The 23,533-nt window shown below is 63.9% G+C and carries 20 protein-coding genes; 10 read left to right on the plus strand and 10 right to left on the minus strand.

Annotated elements, in window-relative coordinates; genetic code table 11:
* Positions 1-4 precede the first annotated feature (4 nt).
* Positions 5-934 (minus strand): LysR family transcriptional regulator, encoded by a 930-nt coding sequence (locus KUV45_RS19535; protein ID WP_206940603.1) that lies wholly within the window; start codon positions 932-934, stop codon positions 5-7.
* A 115-nt stretch (positions 935-1,049) separates the two neighbouring features.
* On the opposite strand from KUV45_RS19535, the gene KUV45_RS19540 reads away from it, so the two are divergent.
* From KUV45_RS19540 to glnE, 5 genes are all read left to right on the plus strand, one after another.
* Positions 1,050-1,466 carry a PACE efflux transporter gene (locus tag KUV45_RS19540; RefSeq protein ID WP_222163957.1) on the plus strand — a complete coding sequence of 139 codons (417 nt, stop codon included), beginning with the start codon at positions 1,050-1,052 and terminating at the stop codon, positions 1,464-1,466.
* Positions 1,463-1,792, plus strand: coding sequence for a multidrug efflux SMR transporter (locus tag KUV45_RS19545; protein ID WP_222163958.1), 330 nt, complete (start codon positions 1,463-1,465; stop codon positions 1,790-1,792). Before KUV45_RS19540 ends, KUV45_RS19545 begins: the two co-directional genes overlap by 4 nt.
* Before the next feature lie 221 nt (positions 1,793-2,013).
* Positions 2,014-3,492 (plus strand): D-alanyl-D-alanine carboxypeptidase/D-alanyl-D-alanine-endopeptidase, encoded by a 1,479-nt coding sequence (dacB, locus tag KUV45_RS19550; RefSeq protein ID WP_224852127.1) that lies wholly within the window; start codon positions 2,014-2,016, stop codon positions 3,490-3,492.
* Between the two features lie 38 nt (positions 3,493-3,530).
* Positions 3,531-3,905, plus strand: a complete 375-nt coding sequence (locus KUV45_RS19555) for a diacylglycerol kinase (protein WP_206940597.1) — start codon at positions 3,531-3,533, stop codon at positions 3,903-3,905.
* Positions 3,906-4,027: 122 nt separating this feature from the next.
* Positions 4,028-6,997, plus strand: a complete 2,970-nt coding sequence (glnE, locus tag KUV45_RS19560) for a bifunctional [glutamate--ammonia ligase]-adenylyl-L-tyrosine phosphorylase/[glutamate--ammonia-ligase] adenylyltransferase (RefSeq protein WP_222163959.1) — start codon at positions 4,028-4,030, stop codon at positions 6,995-6,997.
* A 53-nt stretch (positions 6,998-7,050) separates the two neighbouring features.
* Here the strand turns inward: glnE and KUV45_RS19565 are convergent, their stop codons facing one another.
* The 4 genes from KUV45_RS19565 to KUV45_RS19580 form a co-directional block, all read right to left on the minus strand.
* Entirely contained in the window at positions 7,051-7,707 is a 657-nt protein-coding gene (locus KUV45_RS19565) for an HAD family hydrolase (RefSeq protein WP_222163960.1), read from the minus strand.
* 74 nt (positions 7,708-7,781) lie between these two features.
* A complete protein-coding gene (locus KUV45_RS19570) occupies positions 7,782-9,287 on the minus strand; it encodes a tripartite tricarboxylate transporter permease (RefSeq protein ID WP_222163961.1) in 1,506 nt (501 codons plus the stop codon).
* 13 nt (positions 9,288-9,300) lie between these two features.
* The gene (locus tag KUV45_RS19575) at positions 9,301-9,798 is read right to left on the minus strand and encodes a tripartite tricarboxylate transporter TctB family protein (protein WP_222163962.1); all 498 of its coding nucleotides are present in this window, start codon (positions 9,796-9,798) and stop codon (positions 9,301-9,303) included.
* A 149-nt stretch (positions 9,799-9,947) separates the two neighbouring features.
* Positions 9,948-10,976 carry a tripartite tricarboxylate transporter substrate binding protein gene (locus tag KUV45_RS19580; RefSeq protein WP_222163963.1) on the minus strand — a complete coding sequence of 343 codons (1,029 nt, stop codon included), beginning with the start codon at positions 10,974-10,976 and terminating at the stop codon, positions 9,948-9,950.
* A gap of 750 nt (positions 10,977-11,726) precedes the next feature.
* On the opposite strand from KUV45_RS19580, the gene KUV45_RS19585 reads away from it, so the two are divergent.
* The 5 genes from KUV45_RS19585 (at position 11,727) to KUV45_RS19605 (ending at position 17,222) form a co-directional block, all read left to right on the plus strand.
* On the plus strand, positions 11,727-13,571 hold the full coding sequence (locus KUV45_RS19585) for a bifunctional sugar phosphate isomerase/epimerase/4-hydroxyphenylpyruvate dioxygenase family protein (protein ID WP_222163964.1): 1,845 nt from the start codon (positions 11,727-11,729) through the stop codon (positions 13,569-13,571).
* 114 nt (positions 13,572-13,685) lie between these two features.
* Positions 13,686-14,549 (plus strand): shikimate dehydrogenase, encoded by an 864-nt coding sequence (locus KUV45_RS19590; protein ID WP_222163965.1) that lies wholly within the window; start codon positions 13,686-13,688, stop codon positions 14,547-14,549.
* Positions 14,546-14,986 carry a type II 3-dehydroquinate dehydratase gene (gene aroQ / locus KUV45_RS19595; protein WP_206940858.1) on the plus strand — a complete coding sequence of 147 codons (441 nt, stop codon included), beginning with the start codon at positions 14,546-14,548 and terminating at the stop codon, positions 14,984-14,986. Before KUV45_RS19590 ends, aroQ begins: the two co-directional genes overlap by 4 nt.
* A gap of 178 nt (positions 14,987-15,164) precedes the next feature.
* On the plus strand, positions 15,165-15,950 hold the full coding sequence (locus KUV45_RS19600; protein ID WP_222163966.1) for an IclR family transcriptional regulator: 786 nt from the start codon (positions 15,165-15,167) through the stop codon (positions 15,948-15,950).
* A gap of 222 nt (positions 15,951-16,172) precedes the next feature.
* Complete coding sequence (locus tag KUV45_RS19605) at positions 16,173-17,222, plus strand: Gfo/Idh/MocA family protein (protein WP_222163967.1); 1,050 nt, start codon at positions 16,173-16,175, stop codon at positions 17,220-17,222.
* Positions 17,223-17,269: 47 nt separating this feature from the next.
* Here the strand turns inward: KUV45_RS19605 and KUV45_RS19610 are convergent, their stop codons facing one another.
* The 5 genes from KUV45_RS19610 to KUV45_RS19630 form a co-directional block, all read right to left on the minus strand.
* Positions 17,270-18,160, minus strand: a complete 891-nt coding sequence (locus KUV45_RS19610; RefSeq protein ID WP_224852126.1) for a DMT family transporter — start codon at positions 18,158-18,160, stop codon at positions 17,270-17,272.
* A 356-nt stretch (positions 18,161-18,516) separates the two neighbouring features.
* Positions 18,517-19,386 (minus strand): sugar phosphate isomerase/epimerase, encoded by an 870-nt coding sequence (locus KUV45_RS19615; RefSeq protein WP_222163969.1) that lies wholly within the window; start codon positions 19,384-19,386, stop codon positions 18,517-18,519.
* Positions 19,387-19,501: 115 nt separating this feature from the next.
* Complete coding sequence (locus KUV45_RS19620) at positions 19,502-21,205, minus strand: FAD-dependent oxidoreductase (RefSeq protein WP_222163970.1); 1,704 nt, start codon at positions 21,203-21,205, stop codon at positions 19,502-19,504.
* A 324-nt stretch (positions 21,206-21,529) separates the two neighbouring features.
* Complete coding sequence (locus tag KUV45_RS19625; protein WP_222163971.1) at positions 21,530-22,495, minus strand: AEC family transporter; 966 nt, start codon at positions 22,493-22,495, stop codon at positions 21,530-21,532.
* Positions 22,496-22,546: 51 nt separating this feature from the next.
* Positions 22,547-23,338 carry an IclR family transcriptional regulator C-terminal domain-containing protein gene (locus KUV45_RS19630; RefSeq protein ID WP_222163972.1) on the minus strand — a complete coding sequence of 264 codons (792 nt, stop codon included), beginning with the start codon at positions 23,336-23,338 and terminating at the stop codon, positions 22,547-22,549.
* Positions 23,339-23,533: the final 195 nt, after the last annotated feature.

Below are 23,533 nucleotides of genomic sequence, written 5' to 3' on the forward strand. Positions count from 1 at the left end.
GGGGTCAGCGGGCGCCGGGGGCGGTCAGGCTATGGCTGACGGCGCGGAAGTTCTCGCCCAGGGTGGCGACCAGCCAGCGGGCGATAGGGCCCTTGGCGGCATCGCGGCGAATGACCGTTTCGACCTCGATGCTCGGGGGCTCGCCAAGGCCCGGTCCTGTCAGCGTCTGCAGCTTGTCGCGAAAAGGCGGATAGTCTGCCACGTGCTCCGGTACCAGCGACCAGCCGAGTCCGCGGGCCGTCAGCTCCGCCATGGAGTAGAAGCTATTGAGGCGCCAGTGCATGGGACTCAGGCAAGGCTCGGTGTGGGGCGGTGCCGTCGCCTCGCTATGGCGTGACGCCATCATCAGCTGTCGATAGCTGGCCAAGGCCGACGGCGTTACCGCTGCCTGCTGGGCCAGGGGGTGAGTGCTTCCTACCACCCAACGCTGCTTCAAATGGGCGATGCGACTGCCCTCAAGGGGGCCTGCCGCATGCACCTGACTGAGCAGAATGCCCAGGTGGGCGGTGCCCTGCTCAACCCATTCGGCGACGTCCCCCTGGGCGCCGTACAGCAGGGTCAGCGACAGTGCGGGGTAATGCTCGGCAAGGGCCTCCAGCGTCGCGTCCACCGGGGGCATCTCGATCAAGGCTTCATGCATGGCCACCACTAGCTGGGCCTCTTCGCCCTGTGCCAGGGTCGCCGCACGGGCGTTGAGTCGTTCGCACTGCGCTTGTACGGCTCTGGCTTCCGGCAGTAGCGCATGGCCCGCTGCGGTCAGGGTGGGGGAGCGCGAACGGCGATCGAACAGCTCGCAGTCAAGGTCCAGCTCAAGATGGGAAATGCCGGTACTTACCGCCGATTGCGCACGCCCAAGGTGACGCGCGGCGGCCGAGAACGAGCCCTGCTCGGCGCAGGCGATGAACAGCTGAATCTGGTCCAGGGTCCAATGCATGGTGGAAGGCCTACCTATCTGTTTACCTGATAGTAGCTAGCTGGAATCCATCGGCCAAGTTCCTAGAATAGGCGGCATCGTCAAGCGACAACGCCCTCGGGCGGGAGTGAACGTGATGCGGTCCTTGAAGGAACGTCTGGTACATATGGTGTCATTTGAGCTGGGTGGGCTGGTGATCGTCACGCCGTTGGCCAGCATGCTCAGCGGTCACGGCCTCGCCGAAATGGGAGTGCTGGCGGCCGGGCTCGCCACCGCCGCCATGCTGTGGAATCTGGTGTGGAACTGGATGTTCGACCGCTGGGTCCCCAGTCGCCGGCGCACCTTGCAGCAGCGTCTGGCCCAGGCCTTTGGTTTCGAGCTCGGGCTATTGGTCATGACGCTTCCTGCGGTGGCCTGGTGGATGAACATCGGTCTGGTGGAAGCGTTCTGGCTGGACGCCGGCTTTATGCTGTTCTTCCTGATCTATGCCATGGTTTTCAATTCGCTGTTCGACCGGATTGTCGAACGTCGTCTTCAGGGAGCAAGCGGATGAGTTATCTGTATCTGGCACTGGCCATCATCGCCGAGGTCATTGCCACCTCGGCGCTCAAGGCCTCCAATGAATTCACCCGGCTGTGGCCCAGCGTAGTGGTGGTGGTGGGTTACCTGGCGGCCTTCTACCTGCTGTCGCTGGTACTGCGCAGCGTACCGGTGGGGATCGCCTACGCCTTCTGGGCGGGGCTGGGCATTGTGCTGGTGACCCTGGTCGGCATCATCGTCTACGGCGAGAAGCCCGACCTGCCCGCCCTGGTGGGGCTCGCCATGATCATTGGCGGGGTCTGCGTGATCCAGCTGTTTTCTTCTGCGGCGTCCCACTGACGGTTCTCGGCGTCCCACTGACGGTTCTCGGCGTCCCTGTGACGGGTTCTCGGCGTTCCTGTGACGGGTTGTCGGCGTCCCTATGAGCGTGACGGGTAGCGATAAGCGCTGCGGCGTGGTCATGTCATCGACCCGCAGTCGAATCCTGTCGCGCCAGGCGGTAGACTCGGCCCTCGTTGCGTCGAAACGGCGTGACGTCCGTCCACCCCAGGGAAGTCTTCATGTCGTCGCGCTCTTCATCCGCCATATCCGCCTTGATGACCACTGCGTTGCTGACGCTGGCTACCGTCGTGGTGCCTGCCGCCAGCGTGCAGGCGGCGGGCTTCTCGAATCTTGCCGAATTGACGAATCAGGGCTTCCAGGTCAGTGCCGAGGCACGCTTGCTCGAAATGGGCGCCGCGCCAGCAGAAACCCTGGGTAGCCTGGAACCGGGCCGCTTGTTGACGCCGGCATCGGTCACCAAGGTCTACACCGCCGCAGCCTCGTTGGATGCCTGGGGGCCACAGCATCGCTTTACCACCGATGTGGTCAGCACCGCTCGTCCGGATGCCGGCGGGACCGTGGCGGGCGACCTGGTGCTGGTGGGCGGCGGCGACCCCAGCCTGACCAGCGAAGACCTGTGGCGCCTGGGTCAGCGGCTGCACCAGGCGGGCGTGCGGCGTGTCTCCGGCAGGCTGGTCGTCAGCCAGTGGCGCTTTGGTCCGGTGACCTGCCGTACCATCGACCGCTGCACCGCCCGTGAGCGTTCCGACAATGCCTACAGTGCGCTTTTGACCTCGGCCGGCGTCAACTACGGCAGCTGGTGCGTGCAGGTGGCCCCTGGCGCCGTGGGTGGCCCTGCGCGGATCACCGGCTGCAACAGCCAGGCGCCGCTGTTCGCGGTCAACAATCAGGTCACCACTCAGGGCGCCAATGCCGGTACCAGCCTGCAGGCCACCCGGGTCACCGGCAGCACCGGCGAGACCCTGACCGTCAGTGGACAGATTTCCTCCAACGCCTTGCCCCGTGAGGTCTACCGTGCCAGCGCTGATCCCGCGGCGCAGACGGCTGCCACCTTCCAGGCCATGCTGGCGAGCATGGGGATCACGGTGGAAGGGGGCGTGGCCACGACCAGCGAGCCGCCGCCGGCCTCCGCACGGCGCCTGGCGGCGGTGGATGGCAAGCCGCTGCAGGAAATTCTGCTGCGTATGCTCAACTACTCCAACAACTACATGGCCGACGTGCTGGCGCTGAATCTGGTCGATCAGCCGAGGGCGGAGCTCGATCAGGCCGGGACGGCACTGGAAACCTTTATTGCCCAGGTGCCAGGTCATGGCGCAGCGACCATGGAAAGCGGCAGTGGCCTGACCACGGGCAACAAGATATCCGCCATGGGGGGGAACGCCCTGCTGGAGTACATGTTCCAGCGAGCCGACCTGTTCCCGGTGTTCAACGCAGGACTGCAGGCGCCCACCAATGGCCCGATGCGCTTCATTCGACGGGGGTCGTCGACCTTCCAGAGCCACGTCACGGTGAAGACCGGCACGCTTAACCAGCCGGTGGCGGTGCGTGCCGTGACCGGCTACTTCCGTACCGCAAGCCATCGCTTCGGGGTATTCACGGTGCTGGTCAACGGCACCTCCTCCACGCCCTATATCAGCTGGTCCAGGGTGCTTGACCTGGTATCTCTCGATCTGGATCGCATGATTGCCAACCACTGAGGGACGCAGGAACGCGTCCCGCTGCACGAGGAAGTCTCATGAAGCCCGGACACACCGGCTGGCGCCACCTGATTCACTCGACGCGTTACTCATTGAAGGGATTGCGAGCGGCCTTTCGTCATGAATCGGCCTTCCGCCAGGAGCTGGGGCTGTGCATGGTGCTGGTACCGCTGGCCTGGTGGATTGGCGATACCCCGGTGGAGTGGATCCTGCTGGTGGGCAGCTGCTTCATGGTGCTGATCGTGGAGCTGGTCAACAGCGCCATCGAAAGCGTGGTCGATCGCATCGGGCCCGAGCGCCATGTGCTGTCCGGGCGAGCCAAGGATATTGGTTCCGCCGCAGTGATGCTGGCGCTGTTCATGGCGGGATTGACCTGGGCGTTGCTGGCCGCCGAGAAGTTCTTGATGGGCTAACGGCCATCTTGCGCCAGCGGAGGGTGTCGGGACCGCCGCGCTTGTTTATGCTCAGGGTATGAACCGAGGCATACACCGCCGGCTGAAGCGCACGGCGACGATGACGAACAAGGAGAGCCGCCATGGAACAGAGCCCGGACTTTCTTCCCCGCGATGATATTCCGGCTGCCTTGCACGGTGCTCTGGACAAGGCATGGGGACGCCTGGCCGCGCGTATCGATCAGGCGGACAACATCGCCGAGATGAGCGGCAGCGAGCCCCCCGGTGAGCTGTATCAGGCGCTCGAAACCCATCGACGGGTCGAGCTCGCCCGAGTGCTGGCGATCTCCGAGTTTGCCGCCGAGACGCTGGTGCGCTATCCCCAGTGGCTGGGCTGGTTGGACTCCAGTGGTGAGCTGGATCGTGCGCTGAGCCTTGCAGAGCTCCAGGAGCTGTTGGATGAGGTCCTGGCGTCGGCCGACGACGAGGCTGCCATGCAGGCGGCGATTCGGCGCTTTCGTGCCGCGCGCATGCTGGGGATCGTGTGGCGTGATATCAATCGCCCTGAGGGCATCGATGCCTGGGCCACCGGCGCTGCGGTGTCGCGCCTGGCCGAGGTCTGCCTGGAAGGTGCGCTTGGCTGGCTCGAGCGCTTTGTCGAGGCCCGCTGGGGACGCCCCGCGCCCCGCGGGGACGGCAGCGAGCAGCGCCTGGTGGTGCTCGGCATGGGCAAGCTGGGCGCCGGCGAGCTGAACCTGTCGTCGGATATCGACCTGATCTTCGCCTATCCCGAGAAGGGCGAGACCCAGGGCGGGCGCAAGGCGCTGGACCACGTCGAGTACTTCACCAAGCTCGGGCAGAAGCTCATTTCGGCCCTGGACCCGGTGACCGCCGAAGGCTTCGTCTTTCGCGTCGATATGCGCCTGCGCCCGCTGGGGGACGGCGGGCCACTGGTCGGCAGCTTTGCCTCACTGGCGGGCTACTACCAGGATCAGGGCCGCGAGTGGGAGCGCTATGCCATGCTCAAGGCGCGCCCGGTGGCCGGCGATATCGACGCCGGCTACGAGCTGTTGTCGAGCATTCGCCCCTTCGTCTATCGCAAGTACCTGGACTTCGGTGCCATCGAGTCGCTGCGGGAGCTCAAGGCGATGATCAATCGCGAGGTCCGGCGCAAGGGCATGCAGGGCAACATCAAGCTGGGCCCCGGCGGCATCCGCGAGGTCGAGTTTATCGTTCAGGCCTTTCAGCTGATTCGCGGTGGGCGTGATACCGAGCTTCAGGTCACCTCATTGAAGACCGCCATGCAGCGTCTGCCGGAGCTCGGCCTGTTGCCCCAGGGCGTGGTCGACGAGCTGCTGCCGGATTACGCCTTCCTGCGTGATCTGGAGCACGCCATCCAGGCGCTGGAGGATCGCCAGACCCAGGCCCTGCCCGATGACGAGCTCGACCGCGAGCGTGTGGCGCTGGCCATGGACGCCAAGGACTGGCCGGCGCTGATGGCGCAGCTGGATGAGGTGCGCGCACGGGTCCGCCAGCACTTCGACGCGGTGATCAGCGATCCCGAAGACGAGGTCGAAGAGGACACGGAGGAGGGCGCCAACCTCGAAACCTGGCGCCAGCTGTGGCGCGGCGAGCCGGACGACGAGGAGGCCGAGGCCACGCTGGGGCGGGCCGGTTTCCATGACGCCGCCACCGCGCTCAAGCGGATCAAGGGCCTGGCGGGATCGCGGCAGGTTCAGGCCATGCAGCGGGTGGGCTTTGAGCGCCTTGACGCGCTGATGCCGATGCTGCTGGACGCGCTGGCCGACAGCGAGGCACCCGATGCGTCACTCGAGCGAGTGCTGCCGCTGATCGAGGCGGTGCTCAGGCGCACCGCCTACCTGGCGCTGCTGCGGGAGAACCCGGACGCCCTGGGCCACCTGATGAAGCTGTGCGGCGCGAGTCCCTGGATCGCCGAGCAGATCGCCCGTTATCCGATCCTGTTGGATGAGCTGCTGACGCCTGACACCCTCTATACCCCGGCCGACAAGCAGCGTCTGGCCGATGAGCTGCGCCAGACCCTGGCGCGGATCCCCGAGGATGATGAAGAGGCCCAGCTGGAAGCCCTGCGGGTGTTCAAGCACGCCCAGGTGCTGCATGTGGCGGCCTCTGACATCGCAGGCACCCGTCACCTGATGAAGGTCAGCGATTATCTCACCTACATCGCCGAGGTGATTCTCGACGCGGTGCTGGTGATGGCCTGGAAGACCCTGACCCGCAAGCATGGCTTTCCGCTTGGCAAGGATGGCGAGCGGGCCGGCGAGACCCCGGCATTCCTGGTCGTCGGCTACGGCAAGCTCGGCGGCATTGAGCTGGGCTATGGCTCGGACCTCGACCTGGTGTTTCTGCATGACTGCGCGTCCCAGGGCGAGACCGACGGCAAGCGCCCGATCGACAACACCGTCTTTTTCACCCGCCTGGGACAGCGCATCATCCACCTGCTGTCGGCGGTGACGCCAGCCGGGTCGCTCTACGAGGTCGACATGCGACTGCGCCCCTCGGGCAATGCCGGTCTGCTGGTCAGTCCCCTGAGCGCCTTTGCCGACTATCAGCGCGAGCAGGCCTGGACCTGGGAGCATCAGGCGCTGGTGCGCTCCCGGGTGGTGGCCGGCAGTACCGAGCTGACCGAGGCCTTCGAGCAGGTACGCCGCGATATCCTCGGCAGCGAGCGGGAGCAAGACGCCCTGCGCGATGAAGTGGTCAAGATGCGCCACAAGATGCGTGACCACCTGGGGTCAAAGGGCAGTGACGACACCTTTGACCTCAAGCACGACCCCGGTGGCATGGTCGATATCGAGTTCCTGTGTCAGTACGCGGTGCTGGCACTGTCCCATCAGACGCCGGAGCTCATGCGCTTCAGCGACAACATGCGAATTCTCGAGACCCTGGAAGAGACCGGTCACCTGGCCCCCGACGAGGCCCAGGCCCTGCGTGATGCCTACCTGGCCGCGCGCAGCGCCAACCACCGTGCAGCGCTGACCCGGGAGACCGCCCGCGGCGATGTGGTCGAGTTCAAGGCCCATCGGCAGGTGGTCATCGACGCCTGGCGGCGCTGGCTGGAGCCAGAGGCTTAGGGCCTTCATGTCCTGAGAAGGATGACCGCGGGGATCGCCGTCCCAGGTAGTGTCTAGCTGCCAAGGGCGAGTCGCCCTAGGGCCTGATCCAACCCGCGCAGATCGGTGATCAATGGGGTGTCCTGGGGGAACGGCGAGGGTTCGCTGTGCTGGCCGACGCCGATAAAGGCGGTGGCGTTGGAGCGAGCGGCGCGATAGTCATTATAGGAGTCACCGACCATGACGGTAGTGCTGGCTGACCAGCCGCGCCTGAGCAGCAGGCCAGCGAGGGCGGTGACCTTGTCCGGCGGTGCACCGATGACCTCGTCGAACTGGGCGGCCAGCCCTCGCCGCACAACCACGTCCTCGAGCTCGCGCTGTGGCGTGGCGGACAGCAGGACCAGCGGGCAGCGGCCACGCCACTGGGTCAGGGCCTGCATGGCCCCGGCAATCATCGGCGCACTGTCCATCAAGGCCTGCATGCGCAGACGAAACTGCTCGCACAGCGCATCGACACGTGCCTGGCTGGGTGTGCGTCCCAGAATCTGTCCCTCGATGTGTCGGAACTTCACTTCCCGTGGCTGTCCGCCTCTTCGTCCCAGGTAGGCGGCCACCGCGGCGCGTACCGCCGCAGGATGATCGTCGTAGAGTGCGGCAAAGGCCTCGCGCTTGAGGCGGGCCGAGTCGAGAATTACACCGTCGCAGTCGAACACCAGGGCGGTCGGAATCATCCGGAAACTTCCTTGTGAATGGCGCTCGCGCGGCCTGCTGGCCGCGCGAGCGAACGCAGATCACCACTCACGGCTCAGGACTGACGCTTGAGCTTGCCGTGGACCCATGCCTTGGCCGGGGTCTGCCCCAGCAGCACCAGTGCGATGACCGTGGTCAGCACCAGCGACAGCGGGTTGGTCAAAAGCGCCAGCAGGAACTGACCGCCGCTATCGCCCACCGAGGCCATGGCCTGGCGATAGGTTTCATCCAGCAGCGGCCCGAGGATGACGCCGAGAATGATCGGGCCCATCTGGAAGTTGAAGACCTTGAGCCAGTACCCGAGGATGCCGAAGCCGAGCATCCAGTACACCTCGGTCATATTGCTGTTGATGGAGTAGGTGCCGACCACGCAGAGCACCAGAATCAGCGGGATCAGGATGGCCTTGGGAACCTCGACCACCTTGGAGAAGATCTTGATGCCGGTGAGGCCGAAGATCAGCAGGAAGATATTGGCCAGGGCCAGATTGCCCACGGTGAACCAGAAGATGTGCGGCGTTTCGATCATCAGCATGGGACCGGGATTGAGGCCGTGGATCACCAGCGCACCGATGATCACCGCGGTGACCGCGTCGCCGGGCATACCCAGAGTCAGCATCGGCACGTAGGCGCCACCGACCGCCGCGTTGTTGGCGGTCTCCGGCGCCACCAGGCCCTCGTAGGCGCCTTCGCCAAAGGGAACCTTGGGGTTCTTGACGGTGCGCTTGGCATGGTCGTAGGCAAACAGCGAGGCGATGTCGCCACCGGTACCGGGCAGCGCGCCGACCACCACACCGATGATCGCGGTGCGCACCGAGAGCGGCAGAAACTTCAGCACCATGTTGAGGGGCGGAACGATCTTGTCGACCTTCTGCTTGATCGGCACCTTCTTCAGGTTGTGGAGCTGGTAGAACGCTTCGGCCACGCCGAACAGGCCGATCATCACCACCACGTAGTGAATGCCACCCATCAGCTGCATGTTGCCCATGGTCAGGCGTGGCGTGGCGGTGACCATGTCCAGGCCGACCAGGCCGATGGCGGCGCCGAGTGCGACTGAGAAGATGCCCCGGGCCAGGGACTTGCCCGACAGCGTGCTGACCAAGAGCAGGCCCAGCACGGCGATCAGAAAGTAATCCCTGGGGGCGAACTGCAGTGCCATGTCGGCCAGGTAAGGGGCCGTGCCAGCCAGCACCAGGGTGCCGAGCAGGCCGCCGATCACCGACATGACGGTGCTCAGGCCGATGGCACGTCCTGCCTCGCCCTTCTGGGCCAGAGGATAGCCATCGAAGGCGGTGGTGACCGCCGAGGGAGCGCCGGGGATGTTCAGCAGAATGGCCGTGCGTGAGCCGCCGTAGACGCCGCCGACATAGATGCCGACCATCAGCGCCAGGGCATTGTTGATGTCCCAGGTGAAGGTGAAGGAGATCAGGATGGACACGGCCATGGTCACCGACAGGCCGGGAATGGCGCCGATGTAGATGCCACCCAGGGTGCCGAGCGCGGTCAGCAGCAGCAGGGACGGGTCAAACCAGGCCATGGTGAAGTAGGCGAAGGTATCGTTCATGTGTCCTCCGGACTCACGGCAGGTAGACGCGGAACACCAGGGTGAACAGCGCGTAGATGATGGCGATGGAAACGCCTGCGATGACCAGCGAGCTCACCACCTTGCCGCCGCGGTAATAGATGAACATCGCGGACAGGAACAGGAAGGTGCTGATATAGAAGTGGATACCGTCGATCGCTATCAGGTAGACGACCGAGATGACCGAGAAGACCACGATATGAGGCTTGAAGTGCTCAGCGAGAAAGGCCTTGAACTCCTGGAGGCTGCTGGTCAGCTCAGGGGCGCGGCGCTTGCGTCGATGGCTGATCAGGATCACCACCGACGAGGCCAGCATGATCAGGCCCAGACCGATAGGGAAGGAGCCGGGTGAGTTCAGTGACGGAATGCCGTCGATCTGGTAGGCCTCATAGAGAAAGGCCAGGCTGAAGATCAGCAGCAGCCAGTCGAAGCATTTTTCGCCGGGCTTGACGATCTCGACGGGGGATTCGTCAGCAGAAGGCTTGTCATTCATGGCAGGACTCCATCAGACCGCCGCCACGACAGCAGCGTAGGGTCTGGACACCTGTATGGCAGTCGCCGTGCACCGTTCAGCGCACGGCAACGCAAGCGAGTTGAGGCGCCGCAGGTGCGGCGCCCATGTCACCAAGGCGCAGTGCGCCACTATTGGGTGGCGGCCTGACCACCGGGACGGGCGATGCCCAGCTCCTCAGGCGAGGTCTCGACGCTGCCTGCCTCGAACATTGACCAGGCGGTGACTGACTGCCAGTTGCTCAGGTACTGTTCGGCCTCGTCGCCGGTGAGGTTCAGAGGTTCGGCACCGAAGTTCGCCAGAAAGGTCTGGAAATCGTCATTGGCCACGGCCTGCTGGTAAGCGTCCTCGAGGATGGCCTTCACATCGTCCGGGGTTTCTTCGCGCACGAATACCCCCCAGAACGGTCCCCAGGGCAGGAAGCTGTCGATCTCGGGGAGGGCATTGGTGATCGGCGGTACGCCAGGCAGCGAATCGATTTCCTCGCTGGTCACGACGGCCAGTCCCTTGAGCTTGCCACTGCGAATCTGTTCGCCAGCGGCGGCCAGACTCAGGGGCATGAAGTCGATATGGTCGCCGAGCATGGCGGTGATGCCAGGGCCGTCGCCACCGAAGGTCACGGTGCGCACATCCAGCTCATCCACCGCATTGATCATGGCGTAGACCGTGCTGGGCAGGCCGCCGGCACCGGTACCGCCCATGCGTAGCTCGCCCGGATGCTCCTTGGCATGGGTCATCAAGTCGGCGAAGGTATCGAAGGGGCTGTCGGCCGGCGCTGCAATCACCACCAGTCCCTGACCGATGATGTTGACGGTATGCATATCGGCGTAGCTGAAGTCGGCCAGACCCATCAGCGGATAAAGCTGCGGATTCTCGGCACCGTAGAGCAGGTTGTAGCCGTCCGGGCGCTGGGTCATGACGTAATTCATGCCAATGACTCCGGTACCGCCAGGACGATTGGTCAGCACCACGCTGGCGTCCAGCACTTCCTCTACATGGGGGGTCAGGCTGCGTGCCACGTTGTCGGTGGCGCCACCGGCTCCCCACTGGATGGTGCCGGTCAGGTTGCGCTCCGGGTAGTCCGCCTGGGCACCGCCAGCGGCGGCAAGGGTGCCAAGGGTGATGGCGAGTGTCAGGGTCTTCAGTGCAGGGGTAGGCATGGTGTCCTCCAGTCTTGTTTGTTGGCGGCGTGCTATCGCCCGAGCTATGACATTCGAGCTATGACATCTGAGCGACGGCATTCCGCCTGGCCCTGTCGGCGCTTGCTGCTTCTGGTTGTCTTGCTTGGGCCCAGGGTAAATGTGAGTCATGGTGCTCGATGATGCGCGACGTTTCGTACCGTGACTTCATACTGTTCGTTCGCATCACGAACCAAAGTCCTTTATGCGAACACTAGGAGCAGTCTCGAAGAGAGTCAATGCACCTGGCGCGCATCTACGACCATGGTGGAAGGAGTGGAACGGTGGAATGGTGTCTGAAGCAAGGGGAGGCCGACCAAAGCATAAGACGCCAGTACGTCGCTGAGGTTGACCAAACGCTGGCAGAAACGGCTAGTGCGTCCCCAGGCGCAGGCGGCATGACGGAAATGGTGGGCCTCTTGACGGCGGCGGACGGGGCTGGGGCTTGAAAGGGTAAAGGGCGTTGCAACTTAGACCTTTGATGTAGTCGATAGGCTTGCCAAAGGGGAGTCGCTTTCGTGCATAATGCGAACACAAGATCGCTATGCGAACTTTTCGCGAGATTAAGGCGTTGCTCGTCACCCTGGGTGTCAGAAGTGTCGGACGTCTGGATAGCCCGTCATTCGGGAAAGCCAGCGTCTCGAGCAGGTCGGTCTCACGGAGGAGTTCCTGGTGAACCCCGAGATTTGTCAACGCGCCGTCTTTGTCTAAGGGGGCGCCCCGGAGGACAGCATGCGTGCCATTGCCACGGTATGTCTCAGCGGTGACCTTCGCTCCAAGCTGGAAGCCATTGCCCGTGCCGGTTTCGCCGGCGTCGAGATTTTCGAGAACGATCTGATTTCCTTCGATGGCTCGCCGACCGAGGTGCGCCAGCTATGCCAGCGCCTGGGGCTTACCATCGTGGCGTTCCAGCCATTCCGTGACTTTGAAGGCATGCCGGAGCCCGCGCGCTCGCGCAATCTGCAGCGCGCTGAGCGCAAGTTTGATGTGATGGAGGAGCTGGGCACCGACTTCATGCTGGTGTGCTCCAACGTCTCGCCCCAGTCGCTGCCTGACCACGAGCGTATCGTCGCTGACCTGCGGGAGCTGGCGGATCGCGCCGAGGCGAGAGGATTACGCATCGGCTACGAGGCGCTGGCCTGGGGCCGCCACGTGTCCGACTACCGCGACGCCTGGGAGCTGGTGCGTCAGGCCGACCATCCGGCGCTGGGCATCGTGCTGGACAGCTTTCATATTCTGTCGCGGGGCCATGATCCCGCCGGTATCGCCAATATTCCGCGGGACAAGATCTTCTTCGTGCAGGTAGCGGACGCCCCCTTGCTGGACATGGATGTGCTGCAGTGGAGCCGGCATTTTCGCTGCTTTCCGGGCCAAGGACGTCTACCCCTGGCGTCCTTTATGCAGGCGCTGGCCAAGACCGGCTACGACGGGCCGCTGTCCCACGAGATCTTCTCGGATGCCTTCCGTGCCGCGCCCACCGATGTCACCGCCATGGATGGCATGCGTTCGCTGATCTACCTGGAGAACCTGGTGCCAGAGGGCCCATGGGCGAGCGATATTCCTTCGTCCAGCGGCTATCAGGGGGTGCATTTCATCGAATTTACCCTGGACGAGGATAGCGCCGCGCCATTGGGCGAGTTCATCGGTGCTCTGGGGTTTCGCCATGTGGGTCGCCATCGCTCCAAGAATGTCGAGCTGTGGAAGCAAGGTGACATCCATCTGGTGCTGAATTTCGAGACGGACAGCTTTGCTCATACATTCCGCCTGCTGCATGGCACCTCGGTTTGCGCGGTGGGTTTTCGTGTGGCGGACGTGGGGCAGGCGCTGGATCGGGCCAAGGCGTTCAAGGCGCCGCTGTATCGCGGCCAGGTCGGAGAAGGGGAGATGGAAATACCGGCTCTGCGCGGCGTCGAGGGTAGCCTGATCTATCTGGTGGATGAGCAGGCCGCGCTGGACCGTCAGTGGCAGACGGACTTTGAGTTGTTCGACCAGGACAGCCGCGACGAGGCGGGGCTTGTGCGCATCGATCACCTCTCCTACGTCTTGCCAGCCCCGCAATTGCTGGGATGGCAGCTCTACTACCACACCGTGCTCGGATTCGAGGCCGATACCGAGAACGAAATTGTCGATCCCCACGGCATGATGGTCTCTCAAGCCGTCAACAGCCCGGATGGCAGCATTCGTGTGCCACTGACGGTATCCCAGGCCCAGGGCACTCTGCCGGGGCGTTTTTTGAGCGAGTTTCGTGGTGGCGTGCAGCAGATCGCCTTCGCCAGTCACAACATTCTGGCAAGCGTCGATGAGCTAAAGGCGCGGGGCCTGCCGCTGTTGCGCATTCCCCCCAACTACTACGACGACCTGGAAACCCGCTTCGACCTGGAGCCTGAGTTTGTCGAGGCGCTGCGCAGCCGCAATATCCTGTTCGATCGCAACGACGGCGGCGACTTCCTCCACGCCTATACCGACACCTTTGCCGGCCGCTTCTTCTTCGAAATTGTCGAGCGTCGCGATGACTACCAGCGCTACGGTGAGGCCAACGCTGGAGTGCGGTTGGCGGCGCAGTCTGCCCAGGCATAAGCCAGGACGCACCGTCAGCAGCCCAGCTCAGCCCAAACCAGCTCATCGCGCTCGATGTGCAACCCATGTGTCACGTACCCGCTATCGGCTCTCCGCCCCTGAGGAGTGAATATCATGAAGTTAGGCCTTATCGGCAAGGGTATCGCCAACTCCAGTTCGCCGGACCTGCATGCCCGGCTGGGGTCGCTGGCCGGTATCGACGTAAGCTACGACCTGTTTGATGTTGATGCGCGGCCGATCACCTCCCTGGAGGACAAGGTAAGGGCGCTGATCGACGAAGGATACCGGGGCGTCAACGTGACCTACCCGTTCAAGGAACAGGCGTTGGCACTGGCCGATGACGTATGCGTTGGCGCTCGCCGCGTCGGGGCGACCAACACCCTGGTTTTCGAAGGCGGTCGCATCATTGCCGACAACACCGACTTTTCGGGTTTCATGAGCGGCTATCGGGCGACCCTGAGGGGGCGCCCTCCTGGGCGGGTGCTGCTGGTCGGTACCGGAGGCGTCGGCAAGGCCGCGGCCTTTGCGGTGGCCGAGCTCGGTGCAACGGACGTATGGCTGGCTGACCTGGACGCCGCCCGGGCCGAGGCGTTGGCCAGCGAACTTCGCCATGCTGGCTTCACCGCGCAGGCGGTAGATGCCGCCACGCTAGGCGAGCAGGCGGCGCAGTGTGATGGCTTGATCAACTGCACCCCCATCGGCCACGAGAAGAGTCCGGGCTGTCCGCTGGACCCTTCAGTGCTGCGCCCCCACCACTGGATCTTTGATGCCGTCTACGTGCCGGCGGTCACCGAGTTCGTCGCCGCTGCCAGGCAGGCTGGTGCCGGAGTGATGAGTGGCGTCAGCCTGTTCGTGTTCCAGGGCGTGGACGCCTTCAAGCGGTTCTGTGAGGATGAGCATCAGCGTGCTGCCGCCGATGAGCAAGCCGCATCCCTGTTCGCCCACTACCGGCGAGAACTGTTGAAGGAGAATCTCTGATGAGTGGCAAGGTGCTGGTTCTGCATGGTCCCAATCTCAACCTGTTGGGCACCCGTGAGCCCGATATCTACGGTCACGAAACCCTGGCGGACATCGACAATGGGCTGCGCGAGCATGCGCTGCTCGCGGGATGGGAGCTGAGTAGCCGGCAGAGCAATCATGAAGGCGAGCTGATCGACGCCATTCATGCCGCTCGTGTGGACGGCACGGTGGCCATCATCATCAATCCTGCCGCCTTCACCCACACCTCGGTGGCCATCCTGGATGCACTGAACGCCTTCGACGGCAGCGTGATCGAGGTCCACCTGTCCAACGTGCACAAGCGCGAGAGCTTCCGTCACCACTCCTACGTGTCGTTGCGGGCCGACGGCGTTATCGCGGGGCTCGGCAGCCAAGGCTATCACGCCGCCCTGGAGGCGCTGATCAAGAAGGGCTGATCAAGAAGGACTGACGTGTCTCCAGGTCATGGCGAATGACCACCCGTAAAAAACAGGAATGGCGTTCCAAAATTTCTGGCGTTTGACTATCCTCCTGGCGAGTGGGCCTTTTACGCGGGTGTGCTGTCCCGTGGTCATGAAAGGCGTTGCAGATAACGTTGGCAGAGAGGAAACGGTGATGGCCGGTGTCATGGAACGCACCCTGGGAATACTGGAGTTGCTTGCCAAGGAGGCCGAAGGGCTTCCCCTGGCAGCGATAGCCGAACGCCTTGGTATGCCCAAGAGCGCAGCACACCGCCTGCTGCACGACCTCATGCGCTATGGCTATGTGCGTCAGGCCAGGGAGCAGGGTGACTATCTGCTGACCACTCGGCTGACCTCATTGGGCCTCGGCTTTCTTAGTGCGTCGGGTATTGTCGATGCCGCCCAGCCATTGCTCGATCGTCTGGCACACAGCAGTGGCGAACTGGTGCGTCTTTCGGTGGTGGATGGCAACAGCTTGACCTGGGTCGCCAAGGCCCAGGGCGCGCGGGGAGGCCTGCGCTATGACCCGGACATGGGCGCGGTGGCTCGGCTGTCCTGCAGCGCCTCGGGGCTTGCCTGGCTCAGCACGCTGAGTGATGAGCAGGCGCTGGGCCTGGTGGAGGAACAGGGCTTCGGTCAGCCAGAGGACTACGGTCCCAATGCCGTGACCACCGCCCAGGGCCTGCTCGAGGCCCTGGCGCTGACCCGGCAGCAAGGCATCGCCATGGTCATGGAGACCTTTGCGCCCGGCATGCACGCCATGGCCGCCCCGATCCTGCGCAGTGGACGTTGCGCCAGCGGTGTCATCAGTATCGCAGGTCCGGGTTTCCGCTTGACCCAGGAACACATGCACTCGCTCCGCGAGCCGCTGCTGGACGTGGCGGAGGAGCTGGCAGCGTCGACGGCGGCATCCGGAATGCTACGTCGAGCGCACTACTGAGCAAACACTACAGACATGCCGGCGCCGTCGATTCGCTGCGTTATGCGCTGCTCGAACCCCTCACCTATACCGCATAGGCTCTGGGTTCTGCGCTGCGGGCGCCTGGCGCCTCATGCCGCTCGGCTGATGACTTCAGCGCTTCCCTAAGTCGTGCGCGCCTTTCGCAGCCATCGCTGCGGACAATGCCCTGACAACGACAAAGACAACGACAAGGAGAACAGCATGCGACCTCTACGTATCGGTGTGATGGGGGCCGGCATCATCGGCCGTGAACACGTGGCGTTGGTACAGGCGTCGGCAGACGCTACCTTGGCGGCTATCGCCGATGTGACGGACGCCGGTCGTGCCTTCGCCGACGGGTTGGGCGTGCCCTGCTATACCGACTACCTCCAGATGCTCGATCAGGTCGAGCTCGATGCGGTGATTGTGGCGCTGCCCAATGCCCTGCACGTGGAGGCCGGCCTGGCCTGTATCGAGCGGGGGCTGCCGACGCTGATGGAGAAGCCGATTGCCGACTCTCTGGCGGGAGGGCTGCGGCTGGCCGACGCCAGCGAGGCGGCGGGGGTGCCCATGCTGGTGGGCCATCACCGTCGCCACAGTCCCGACATGGTCGAATCGTTGCGGGCCATCCAGGCGGGAGAACTGGGTCAGCTGGTCACCGTCAGCGGGATGTGGCTGTGTCGCAAGGACGAGCCCTATTTCGATCAGGCATGGCGGCGGGAAGCGGGTGGCGGTCCCATCCTGATCAACCTGATTCATGAGATCGACTGCCTGCGTTTTCTGTGCGGTGAGATCGAGAGCGTGCAGGCGGTGACCGCCAACAAGGCGCGGGGCTTCGAGGTGGAAGACAGCTTTGCGCTCATCCTGTCATTTGCCAACGGCATGATTGGCTCCTTTGTCGGCAGTGACGCGGTGCCCTCACCCTATATCTGGGACGTCGCTTCTGGTCAGTCCCCCAACTTTCTGCATGAGCCGGGTGATTGCTACGTGATTGGCGGCACCCGCGGTAGTCTCAGCGTGCCGGGTATGGCGCTGTGGCGTCATGCCGGCCAAGGTCACTGGCGTGAGCCGCTGATGCGAGAGCGTCTGCAGCCTCCGCGCAGCCACTGCTATCCCGAGCAGCTGCGTCACTTCATCGCCGTGGTGAGAAAAGAGGCCGAGCCGCGTGTCAGCGCAAGGGAAGGGGCGATGACCCTGGCCGCGACTCTGGCGGTGGACAAGGCCGCTCGCCAGGGCGGCCGGGTGCTGGTCAGCGAGATGCTGACGTCGTGACGCCGCTGTCGTGACGTGGATCGCGACATGAATGGCGGCGCACTGGCTCAGCTACTTTTCCTCCGACTGGTAGCCAGGACGATGCCGCCAACGGTAATCAGGGCAGCGCCGATCCAGGTTTCGGGGCGGGGAACATCGCCAAAGAAGACGAAGCCGAACAGCGCCGCCCAGATGATCTGCAGATAGAGAAAGGGCGACACCAGCGAGGCGGGCGCGTAGCGCATGGCCAGGATCAGACTGAGCTGGCTGGCCGCCCCCATCAGTCCGACAAACACAAACAGCGGCAGGTGGACAGGATCCACCGGTGACCAGAAGCCGGGTACCACCAGCGAGCTGACCACCGCCCCGGCCAGGCCCGCGTAGAACAGCGATGTCAGCGGATGATCGGCTCGCCCGAAGCGCCGAGTCGTCAGCTGGTACAGGGCGAAGCACAGCGTCATGCCGAAGGGCAGCATGATGGCGGGGTTGGCTCTCCAGTCCAGCGGCCCCACGCAGATCACTACCCCGATGAAGCCGATGATGATGGCCAGCCACTGGGGAGCGCTGACGCGTTCCTTGAGCAGCGGAATCGCCATCAGCGTGACCAGCAGCGGAGAGCTGAAGTTCACCACATAGACCTGCAGCAGCGGCAGGCTGCGAAAGGCCAGGTAGGCGAAGGTGCTGGCGCCCAGCAGCAACAGCCCCCGCAGGCACTGACCGCGCAGCGAGGTCGTCTTGAGCATGGCCATGCCTGGCCCACGTCCCAGCCACAGGAAGTAGCCCACCAGTACCAGCACATGGCCAACGTAGCGCGCCCACACCACCTGCACCGGTGAATAGTCCTGGGCCAGGGTTTTTACTCCGGTATCCAGCATCGTGAACAGCAGGCCCGCCGCCAGCATGAAGCCTATTCCCTTCAACGGCCGGTCCCGGTTGAGCGCCTCTGGCGGTGTCAGCACAGCGGTGTCTGGGGCAGCAACGGCGTCCTGGCCTTCCGACCTCGGCGCAGCAGATGAAGACGACGAAGGGGATGAAGGTGAAGGAGAGGATGTCGGAGAGGGCGGCATAGGAATCCAAAAGAGTGTCGGTCAACGAAATGCGGGCCGCGTGGCCTAGGAAAACACTGCATACATGCCTGCGTCGACGATTCGCTGCGTTGCGCGCTGCTCGAACTTTTCACCTATATCGCATAGGCTCCGGGTTTTGTGCGGCGCGCGCCTTGCTCCTCATGCCGCTCGGCTGATGCCTTCAGCGCTTCCCTGATGGTGGATGAAATATAGCAGGCTAAGCGACCGCCTGCGTCGTCCAGCTCACATCATGTTTCCTCTGACTGTCCCTGTGTCCGTGCCAGGACCGCCATCGCCGTGTCATGAGCCCTGCGGGCGCGCTCGAGTGCTGATACGCCTTGGCGCTGCAGGGCTGGCGTTGGCACTTCGATGCTGAGCGGAAGGTCATCTGCCAGCTGGCGTAACAGCCCCGACAGGTTGGCCTGGCCCTCGCCGGGAAAGGCGCGCTCCTCCCTGGCCTGGCGAAGGATGTCCTGCATGCACTCAGGGACTGGCCCTGGCACATCACAGAGCTGGGCATAGCGCATCCAGTCAGGTGGGACCGTGGCCAGCTGCTCAAGCGTGCTGCGGGATCGGTCGAAGTGAAAGGCATCCACCAACAGGCAGGCATTGGCATGCTGTCGGCGGACCTGGGTCACGATATGGCGGGCTTCTGTCAGGTTCCTGACCGCCGTCCATGGCATGAACTCCAGGTGCGGGAACAGTCCTGCCGGAGCGGCCAGCTCACACAGCTCGGCAAAGTTGTCGATCAGTCGATCCGGTGTATCGTCATTGCCGGCCACGAGAATATCGCTGGCACCGAGTTCTGCTGCCACCTCGATAAAGCGCTCGACGTCCTGTTTCACTCGCGTTGTCGGCGTCAGCCGCAGGATCTCGACATCGCCAACCTGAATACCGGTCTCCCTAAGTCGCTGCTTGGTGGCTCGCAGCAGCCCTGGGTCCGTGAGAATGGGGTGGCTGAGCTCTTCCGGCGTGGCCGGAATCAAGCGCAGTCCTGCTCGATCAAAGCCCGCACGAGCCGCTGTTTCCACCATCTCGGGAGGCGACAGGTCGAGTACGGTCAACGCCGCCAGCGACAGCGGGCGGCGATGGTTCGGTGAAGAGATCTCTTTGTGCATGTGGGGCCTCAACATGTGGACTGGCAAGACGGGAAGGATAGCGAGGGGCTGACGACAAGGAAGCGACCATAGACGGGGCGAAGGAAGGCGTGGCGACAACCGGTCAGCATCAGAGTCACTGACGCGCGGCGTGACGACCGGCGATATAGCCAAAGGTCATGGCCGGACCAAGGTTGATGCCTCCAGCCGGGTAGAAGCCTCCCATGATGCTGGCCATATCGGTGCCCGCCACGTACAGCCCCGGGATGGGCTGGTTGTCGCGATCAAGGACGCGAGCATGCGGGTCGGCCTTGAGCCCTGCGAAGGTGCCGAAGCAGCCGGGGAGCACCTTGACCGCGTAGTAGGGACCTCGCTCGATGGGGGCAACGCAGGGGTTGGGGGTGACCGCAGGATCGCCCTGCTTGCGATTGTAGGGCGTGGTGCCGCGCTGGAAGTCTGGATCCTCGCCCTGTCGTGCGGCCGCGTTGTAGCGGGCCAAGGTGTCGACCAGGCCGTCGCTGTCGATTCCGCAGGCCTGGGCCAGGGCCTGCGGGGTGTCGCCGCAGGCGAGATAGCCCCTGGATATCCAGTGGCGCATCGGCAGCGGGAAGGGGCGGCTGATACCCAGCCCGTAGCGTCGTTGAAAGCGATGATCGCAGATCAGCCACGAGCATACCTCTTCACCTTCCGGCACCGCCTTGAGCATGGCATCGACGTAGTCGTAATAGCCGCCCGCCTCATTGACGAAACGCTGGCCATTGGCCAGGACGCCGATGACGCCTGGCTTGCCGCGATCGATGATATGAGGGAAGTGGCCGGTACTGCCATCCGGCCAGGGCACCAGTGATACCGGAGCCCAGGCCACAGGGCTGTGCAGGCTGGTGTCCACCTGCCCGCCCATGGATTCACCCAGCGACAGGCCATCACCGCTGACACTTGTCGGAGGCAGCGGCCAGTGTTCCCTGCCGCTGGGAGTGCGCGGAAACAGCGCCTTGCGCCGCTCGGTGTGCCAGGCAAATCCGCCTGCCGCCAGCACAATGCCGCGGCGAGCCTGGAGCGTCACCAGGCCATCCGGCGTATCGACCTCGACAGCGGCCACTCTGTCATTGTGTCGCAGCAGGCGGCGAGCCGCTGAAGACGTCCAGCACTCCACGCCCAGATCGTCGGCGGACTTGGCCAGGCGTGCGATCAGGGCGACACCGTTGACCAGTTGCATGGCCCGGCCATGGCGAGCGAGATCCATGCCGTGGCGCACCAGGCGTTTGGCCACGTGAACAAATGCCGTCAACGAGCGGGTGGCTGACAAGAACGCGGACAGGTCTGAGCCGGCCTGAATGGGCATACCGGCAAGGGCTGTTTCGCGCATGGTGGTGCGCAGCTTCGCCAGGGTGGCCGGCGCCAGCTGTCTGGCGTCGAAAGGGGCGGCGATGAGCGAGCGACCGCCGGTGCCCGCACCAGGTGACGCAGCGTGCATGTCGGGAATCGTGTTACCCGCCTCGAAGGTCAGCGCGGTCTGCTCGTGAAAGAACCTGGCCATCTCGGGGGCTGCGTCGAGAAAGGCGTCGATGCGGGCTCCGTCGAAGTGGTCACCCAGTTCGTGCTCCAGATAGCGTCTTACCGTCTCACGGGATTCGTTGATGCCCGCCGCCTGGGCCAGATGATGGCGGGGCACCCACATCCAGCCCCCTGACCAGGCGCTGGCTCCACCCATGACGGCGGATTTTTCCAGCACCACCACAGACAGGCCCTCGTGGGCTGCGGTGACGGCCGCGCTGAGTCCGGCGGCACCAGATCCGATGACAACAAGATCCACCTGTCGTGTAAGGGAGGCGTTGGGCATAAGAGGACCTGTAGGGAAGAGATTCGGGCGTGAACACTGGCGTCGTCAGTAGCGAAGCCAGTGGTGAAGGTCAGTGGCGCAGGTAAGTGGCGAAGTAAGTGGTGAAGATAAGTGACGTAGAGAGAAAGCGTAAAAACCTGAACAGCGTTCCGCAAATAAAATAGAACGTCGTTCAGGTTTTTTCAATGGGTCGGTTGCTCGCTCGATAGGTGGCACTAGTCAGCGCATACGACGAGAGCAGGCAAGGACAGCAGGCAAGAGCAGCAGAAAGGCGGGACAGCACAGCAGCCGTGAGCCGGATAAGGTAGCGGCTCTCGGGCGACCCTAGAAGGTCATCATTCCGCTATGCCCCAGTCCCCAAATCACCAGGCTCAGGGTAACGAAACTGGCCACGGTGCTGGCCATCAGGGCGGCCGCCCCGACCCCTTCCATGCCAAAGCGCTGGGCGATCAAGGGATAGATGCTGATCATCGGGCAGGCGGCGAAGATCATGGCGCCGGCAAACAGGTGGGGTGGCAGCGGTCCCGTCACCGTCTCCAGGGCCAGCAGCAGGCCCAGCACCAGCAGCGGGTGCAGCAACAGCTTGCCTGCCATGATCTGCCCCATGTCCTTGAGCATGCCGCGAATCTTCAAGCCATACAGGGTGCCGCCGATGACGAACAGCGCGGCGGGCCCGGCGGCGCCTGCCAGCAGCTCGATGGTCCGCGTGAGGGTGTCGGGCAGGCGAAACCCGCTGGCCGCGATGACAAGGCCTGCCGTCAGCGAGATCAGGATCGGGTTGCGGGTAAGGCGCTGGCAGGTCTGACGCAAGGCAGCGCCCGCCTTGGCATTCGCCTGCTGGCCGATTTCCGCCAGTACCAGCGCGCCGGGGATGACCAGCAGCACCTCGACCATCATGGTATGCACCAGGATGACACCCGCCGCCGCCTGGCCCAGCGCCAGAGCCGCGATGGGGTAGGCGATAAAGCCACTGTTGGAGGCCGACATGCCCAGCGCCTGGATGGCACGTTCCGTGGCGGTCTTGCGGCGGCGATTGCGCGGCAGCCACAGACACGCCACAAAGGTGGCCACCGAGCCCAGTGCGTAGGCAAGCAGCAGCGGCAGGCTGATGACCTCTCCCAGGGAGTTACGCGTGAGCGCACCGACAATCAGCGCCGGCAGCGCGGCGTACAGCACAAAGTTGGCGACGCCGGACAGCTGGACCGGCGACACCAGGTTCCAGCGCCTGGCCAGAAAGCCGACGCCAATCAGCAGAAAGATCGGCGTGGTAATGGAGAGTATGGCGAGCATTCAGGCCTCCCTGCCGGCGTCAGCTCAAGCGTGGTCGAACAGGTGGCGAGATCAGCTGACATTGGCGCGGATCTGGCGTGCCTTCTCCTGCAGTAGCGGAAGGTAGCGCTCAAGCAGCGTGTCATGGTCGACCCGAGCGGCATTGGTGCTGATGTTGATGGCGCCGATCAGCTCACCGTGGGCATCGTAGGCGGGCACTGCCAGGGAGCGCAGGCCGGAATCGAGCTCCTGGTCCACGATCGCATAGCCCAGCTCGCGGGCGCTCAGGATGGCTGCCTTCAACGCGCTGCGGTCGGTGATGGTCGTGTCGGTGAAGGGTTCCAGGGTGACGCGCTCGACAAAGGCGTCCAGCGCCTGGTCATCGAGTTGGGCCAGCAGCATCCGCCCCATCGAGGTGTAGGCGGCCGGCAGCCGAGTGCCCACGGCCAGCGTAATCGCCATCAGTCGCTGGCGCGAGGCCGAGCGGGCGACATAGGTGACCTCGTCGCCGTCCAGTACGCCAAGCGATGAGGATTCACCGCTCTCGGCGGTGATGTCCTCGAGCACCTGTTGAATCAGGTGACGATAATTGTTGGCGGACAGGAAGGCATAGCCAAGCTGCAGCACCCTGGGGGCCAGTTCAAAATGGCGCTGGTCCTTGCGCACATAGCCGAGTGCATGCAACGTCAGCAGGAAGCGTCGGGCACGGGCGCGGTTCATGCTGGTACGTGCAGCCACCTCGCTCAGCGTCATGCGTGGGTGGGCCTCATCAAAGGCCAGAATGACATCGAGGCCGCTGGCGAGAGCGGTGACAAAGTCGCGATCGTCCGGGCTCAGGGCGGCGTCCGTCGGTGCCGTATCCATCGAGGTGTCCTTTCGGAAAGATAAAGCGTGGATGATACCAGTGCGGCAATGGTCTGAGGGCGTGTCGACACACCGCTTGGCGAGTGTCGGACCTCCCGTCCATGTGGTTAACCTAGCATATATGTTCGACTTGCGAACACTTGTACGACTATTGGCGAGGCGGCATGATTCAGATATCCCCGTTCACCCGCCTAG

This window comes from Halomonas sp. DP3Y7-2, assembly GCF_019800795.1.
Taxonomy (GTDB): Bacteria; Pseudomonadota; Gammaproteobacteria; order Pseudomonadales; family Halomonadaceae; genus Halomonas; species Halomonas litopenaei_A.

Bases quoted from the DNA above. Each gene is read 5' to 3' on its own strand.
- KUV45_RS19630 (WP_222163972.1), bottom strand. From the start codon at position 23,338: ATGGATACGGCACCGACGGACGCCGCCCTGAGCCCGGACGATCGCGAC.
- KUV45_RS19585 (WP_222163964.1), top strand. From the start codon at position 11,727: ATGCGTGCCATTGCCACGGTATGTCTCAGCGGTGACCTTCGCTCCAAG.
- KUV45_RS19590 (WP_222163965.1), top strand. From the start codon at position 13,686: ATGAAGTTAGGCCTTATCGGCAAGGGTATCGCCAACTCCAGTTCGCCG.
- KUV45_RS19580 (WP_222163963.1), bottom strand. From the start codon at position 10,976: ATGCCTACCCCTGCACTGAAGACCCTGACACTCGCCATCACCCTTGGC.
- glnE (WP_222163959.1), top strand. From the start codon at position 4,028: ATGGAACAGAGCCCGGACTTTCTTCCCCGCGATGATATTCCGGCTGCC.
- KUV45_RS19620 (WP_222163970.1), bottom strand. From the start codon at position 21,205: ATGCCCAACGCCTCCCTTACACGACAGGTGGATCTTGTTGTCATCGGA.
- KUV45_RS19565 (WP_222163960.1), bottom strand. From the start codon at position 7,707: ATGATTCCGACCGCCCTGGTGTTCGACTGCGACGGTGTAATTCTCGAC.
- KUV45_RS19570 (WP_222163961.1), bottom strand. From the start codon at position 9,287: ATGAACGATACCTTCGCCTACTTCACCATGGCCTGGTTTGACCCGTCC.
- KUV45_RS19555 (WP_206940597.1), top strand. From the start codon at position 3,531: ATGAAGCCCGGACACACCGGCTGGCGCCACCTGATTCACTCGACGCGT.
- KUV45_RS19600 (WP_222163966.1), top strand. From the start codon at position 15,165: ATGGCCGGTGTCATGGAACGCACCCTGGGAATACTGGAGTTGCTTGCC.
- KUV45_RS19535 (WP_206940603.1), bottom strand. From the start codon at position 934: ATGCATTGGACCCTGGACCAGATTCAGCTGTTCATCGCCTGCGCCGAG.
- KUV45_RS19545 (WP_222163958.1), top strand. From the start codon at position 1,463: ATGAGTTATCTGTATCTGGCACTGGCCATCATCGCCGAGGTCATTGCC.
- KUV45_RS19540 (WP_222163957.1), top strand. From the start codon at position 1,050: ATGCGGTCCTTGAAGGAACGTCTGGTACATATGGTGTCATTTGAGCTG.
- KUV45_RS19575 (WP_222163962.1), bottom strand. From the start codon at position 9,798: ATGAATGACAAGCCTTCTGCTGACGAATCCCCCGTCGAGATCGTCAAG.
- KUV45_RS19625 (WP_222163971.1), bottom strand. From the start codon at position 22,495: ATGCTCGCCATACTCTCCATTACCACGCCGATCTTTCTGCTGATTGGC.
- KUV45_RS19615 (WP_222163969.1), bottom strand. From the start codon at position 19,386: ATGCACAAAGAGATCTCTTCACCGAACCATCGCCGCCCGCTGTCGCTG.
- dacB (WP_224852127.1), top strand. From the start codon at position 2,014: ATGTCGTCGCGCTCTTCATCCGCCATATCCGCCTTGATGACCACTGCG.
- KUV45_RS19605 (WP_222163967.1), top strand. From the start codon at position 16,173: ATGCGACCTCTACGTATCGGTGTGATGGGGGCCGGCATCATCGGCCGT.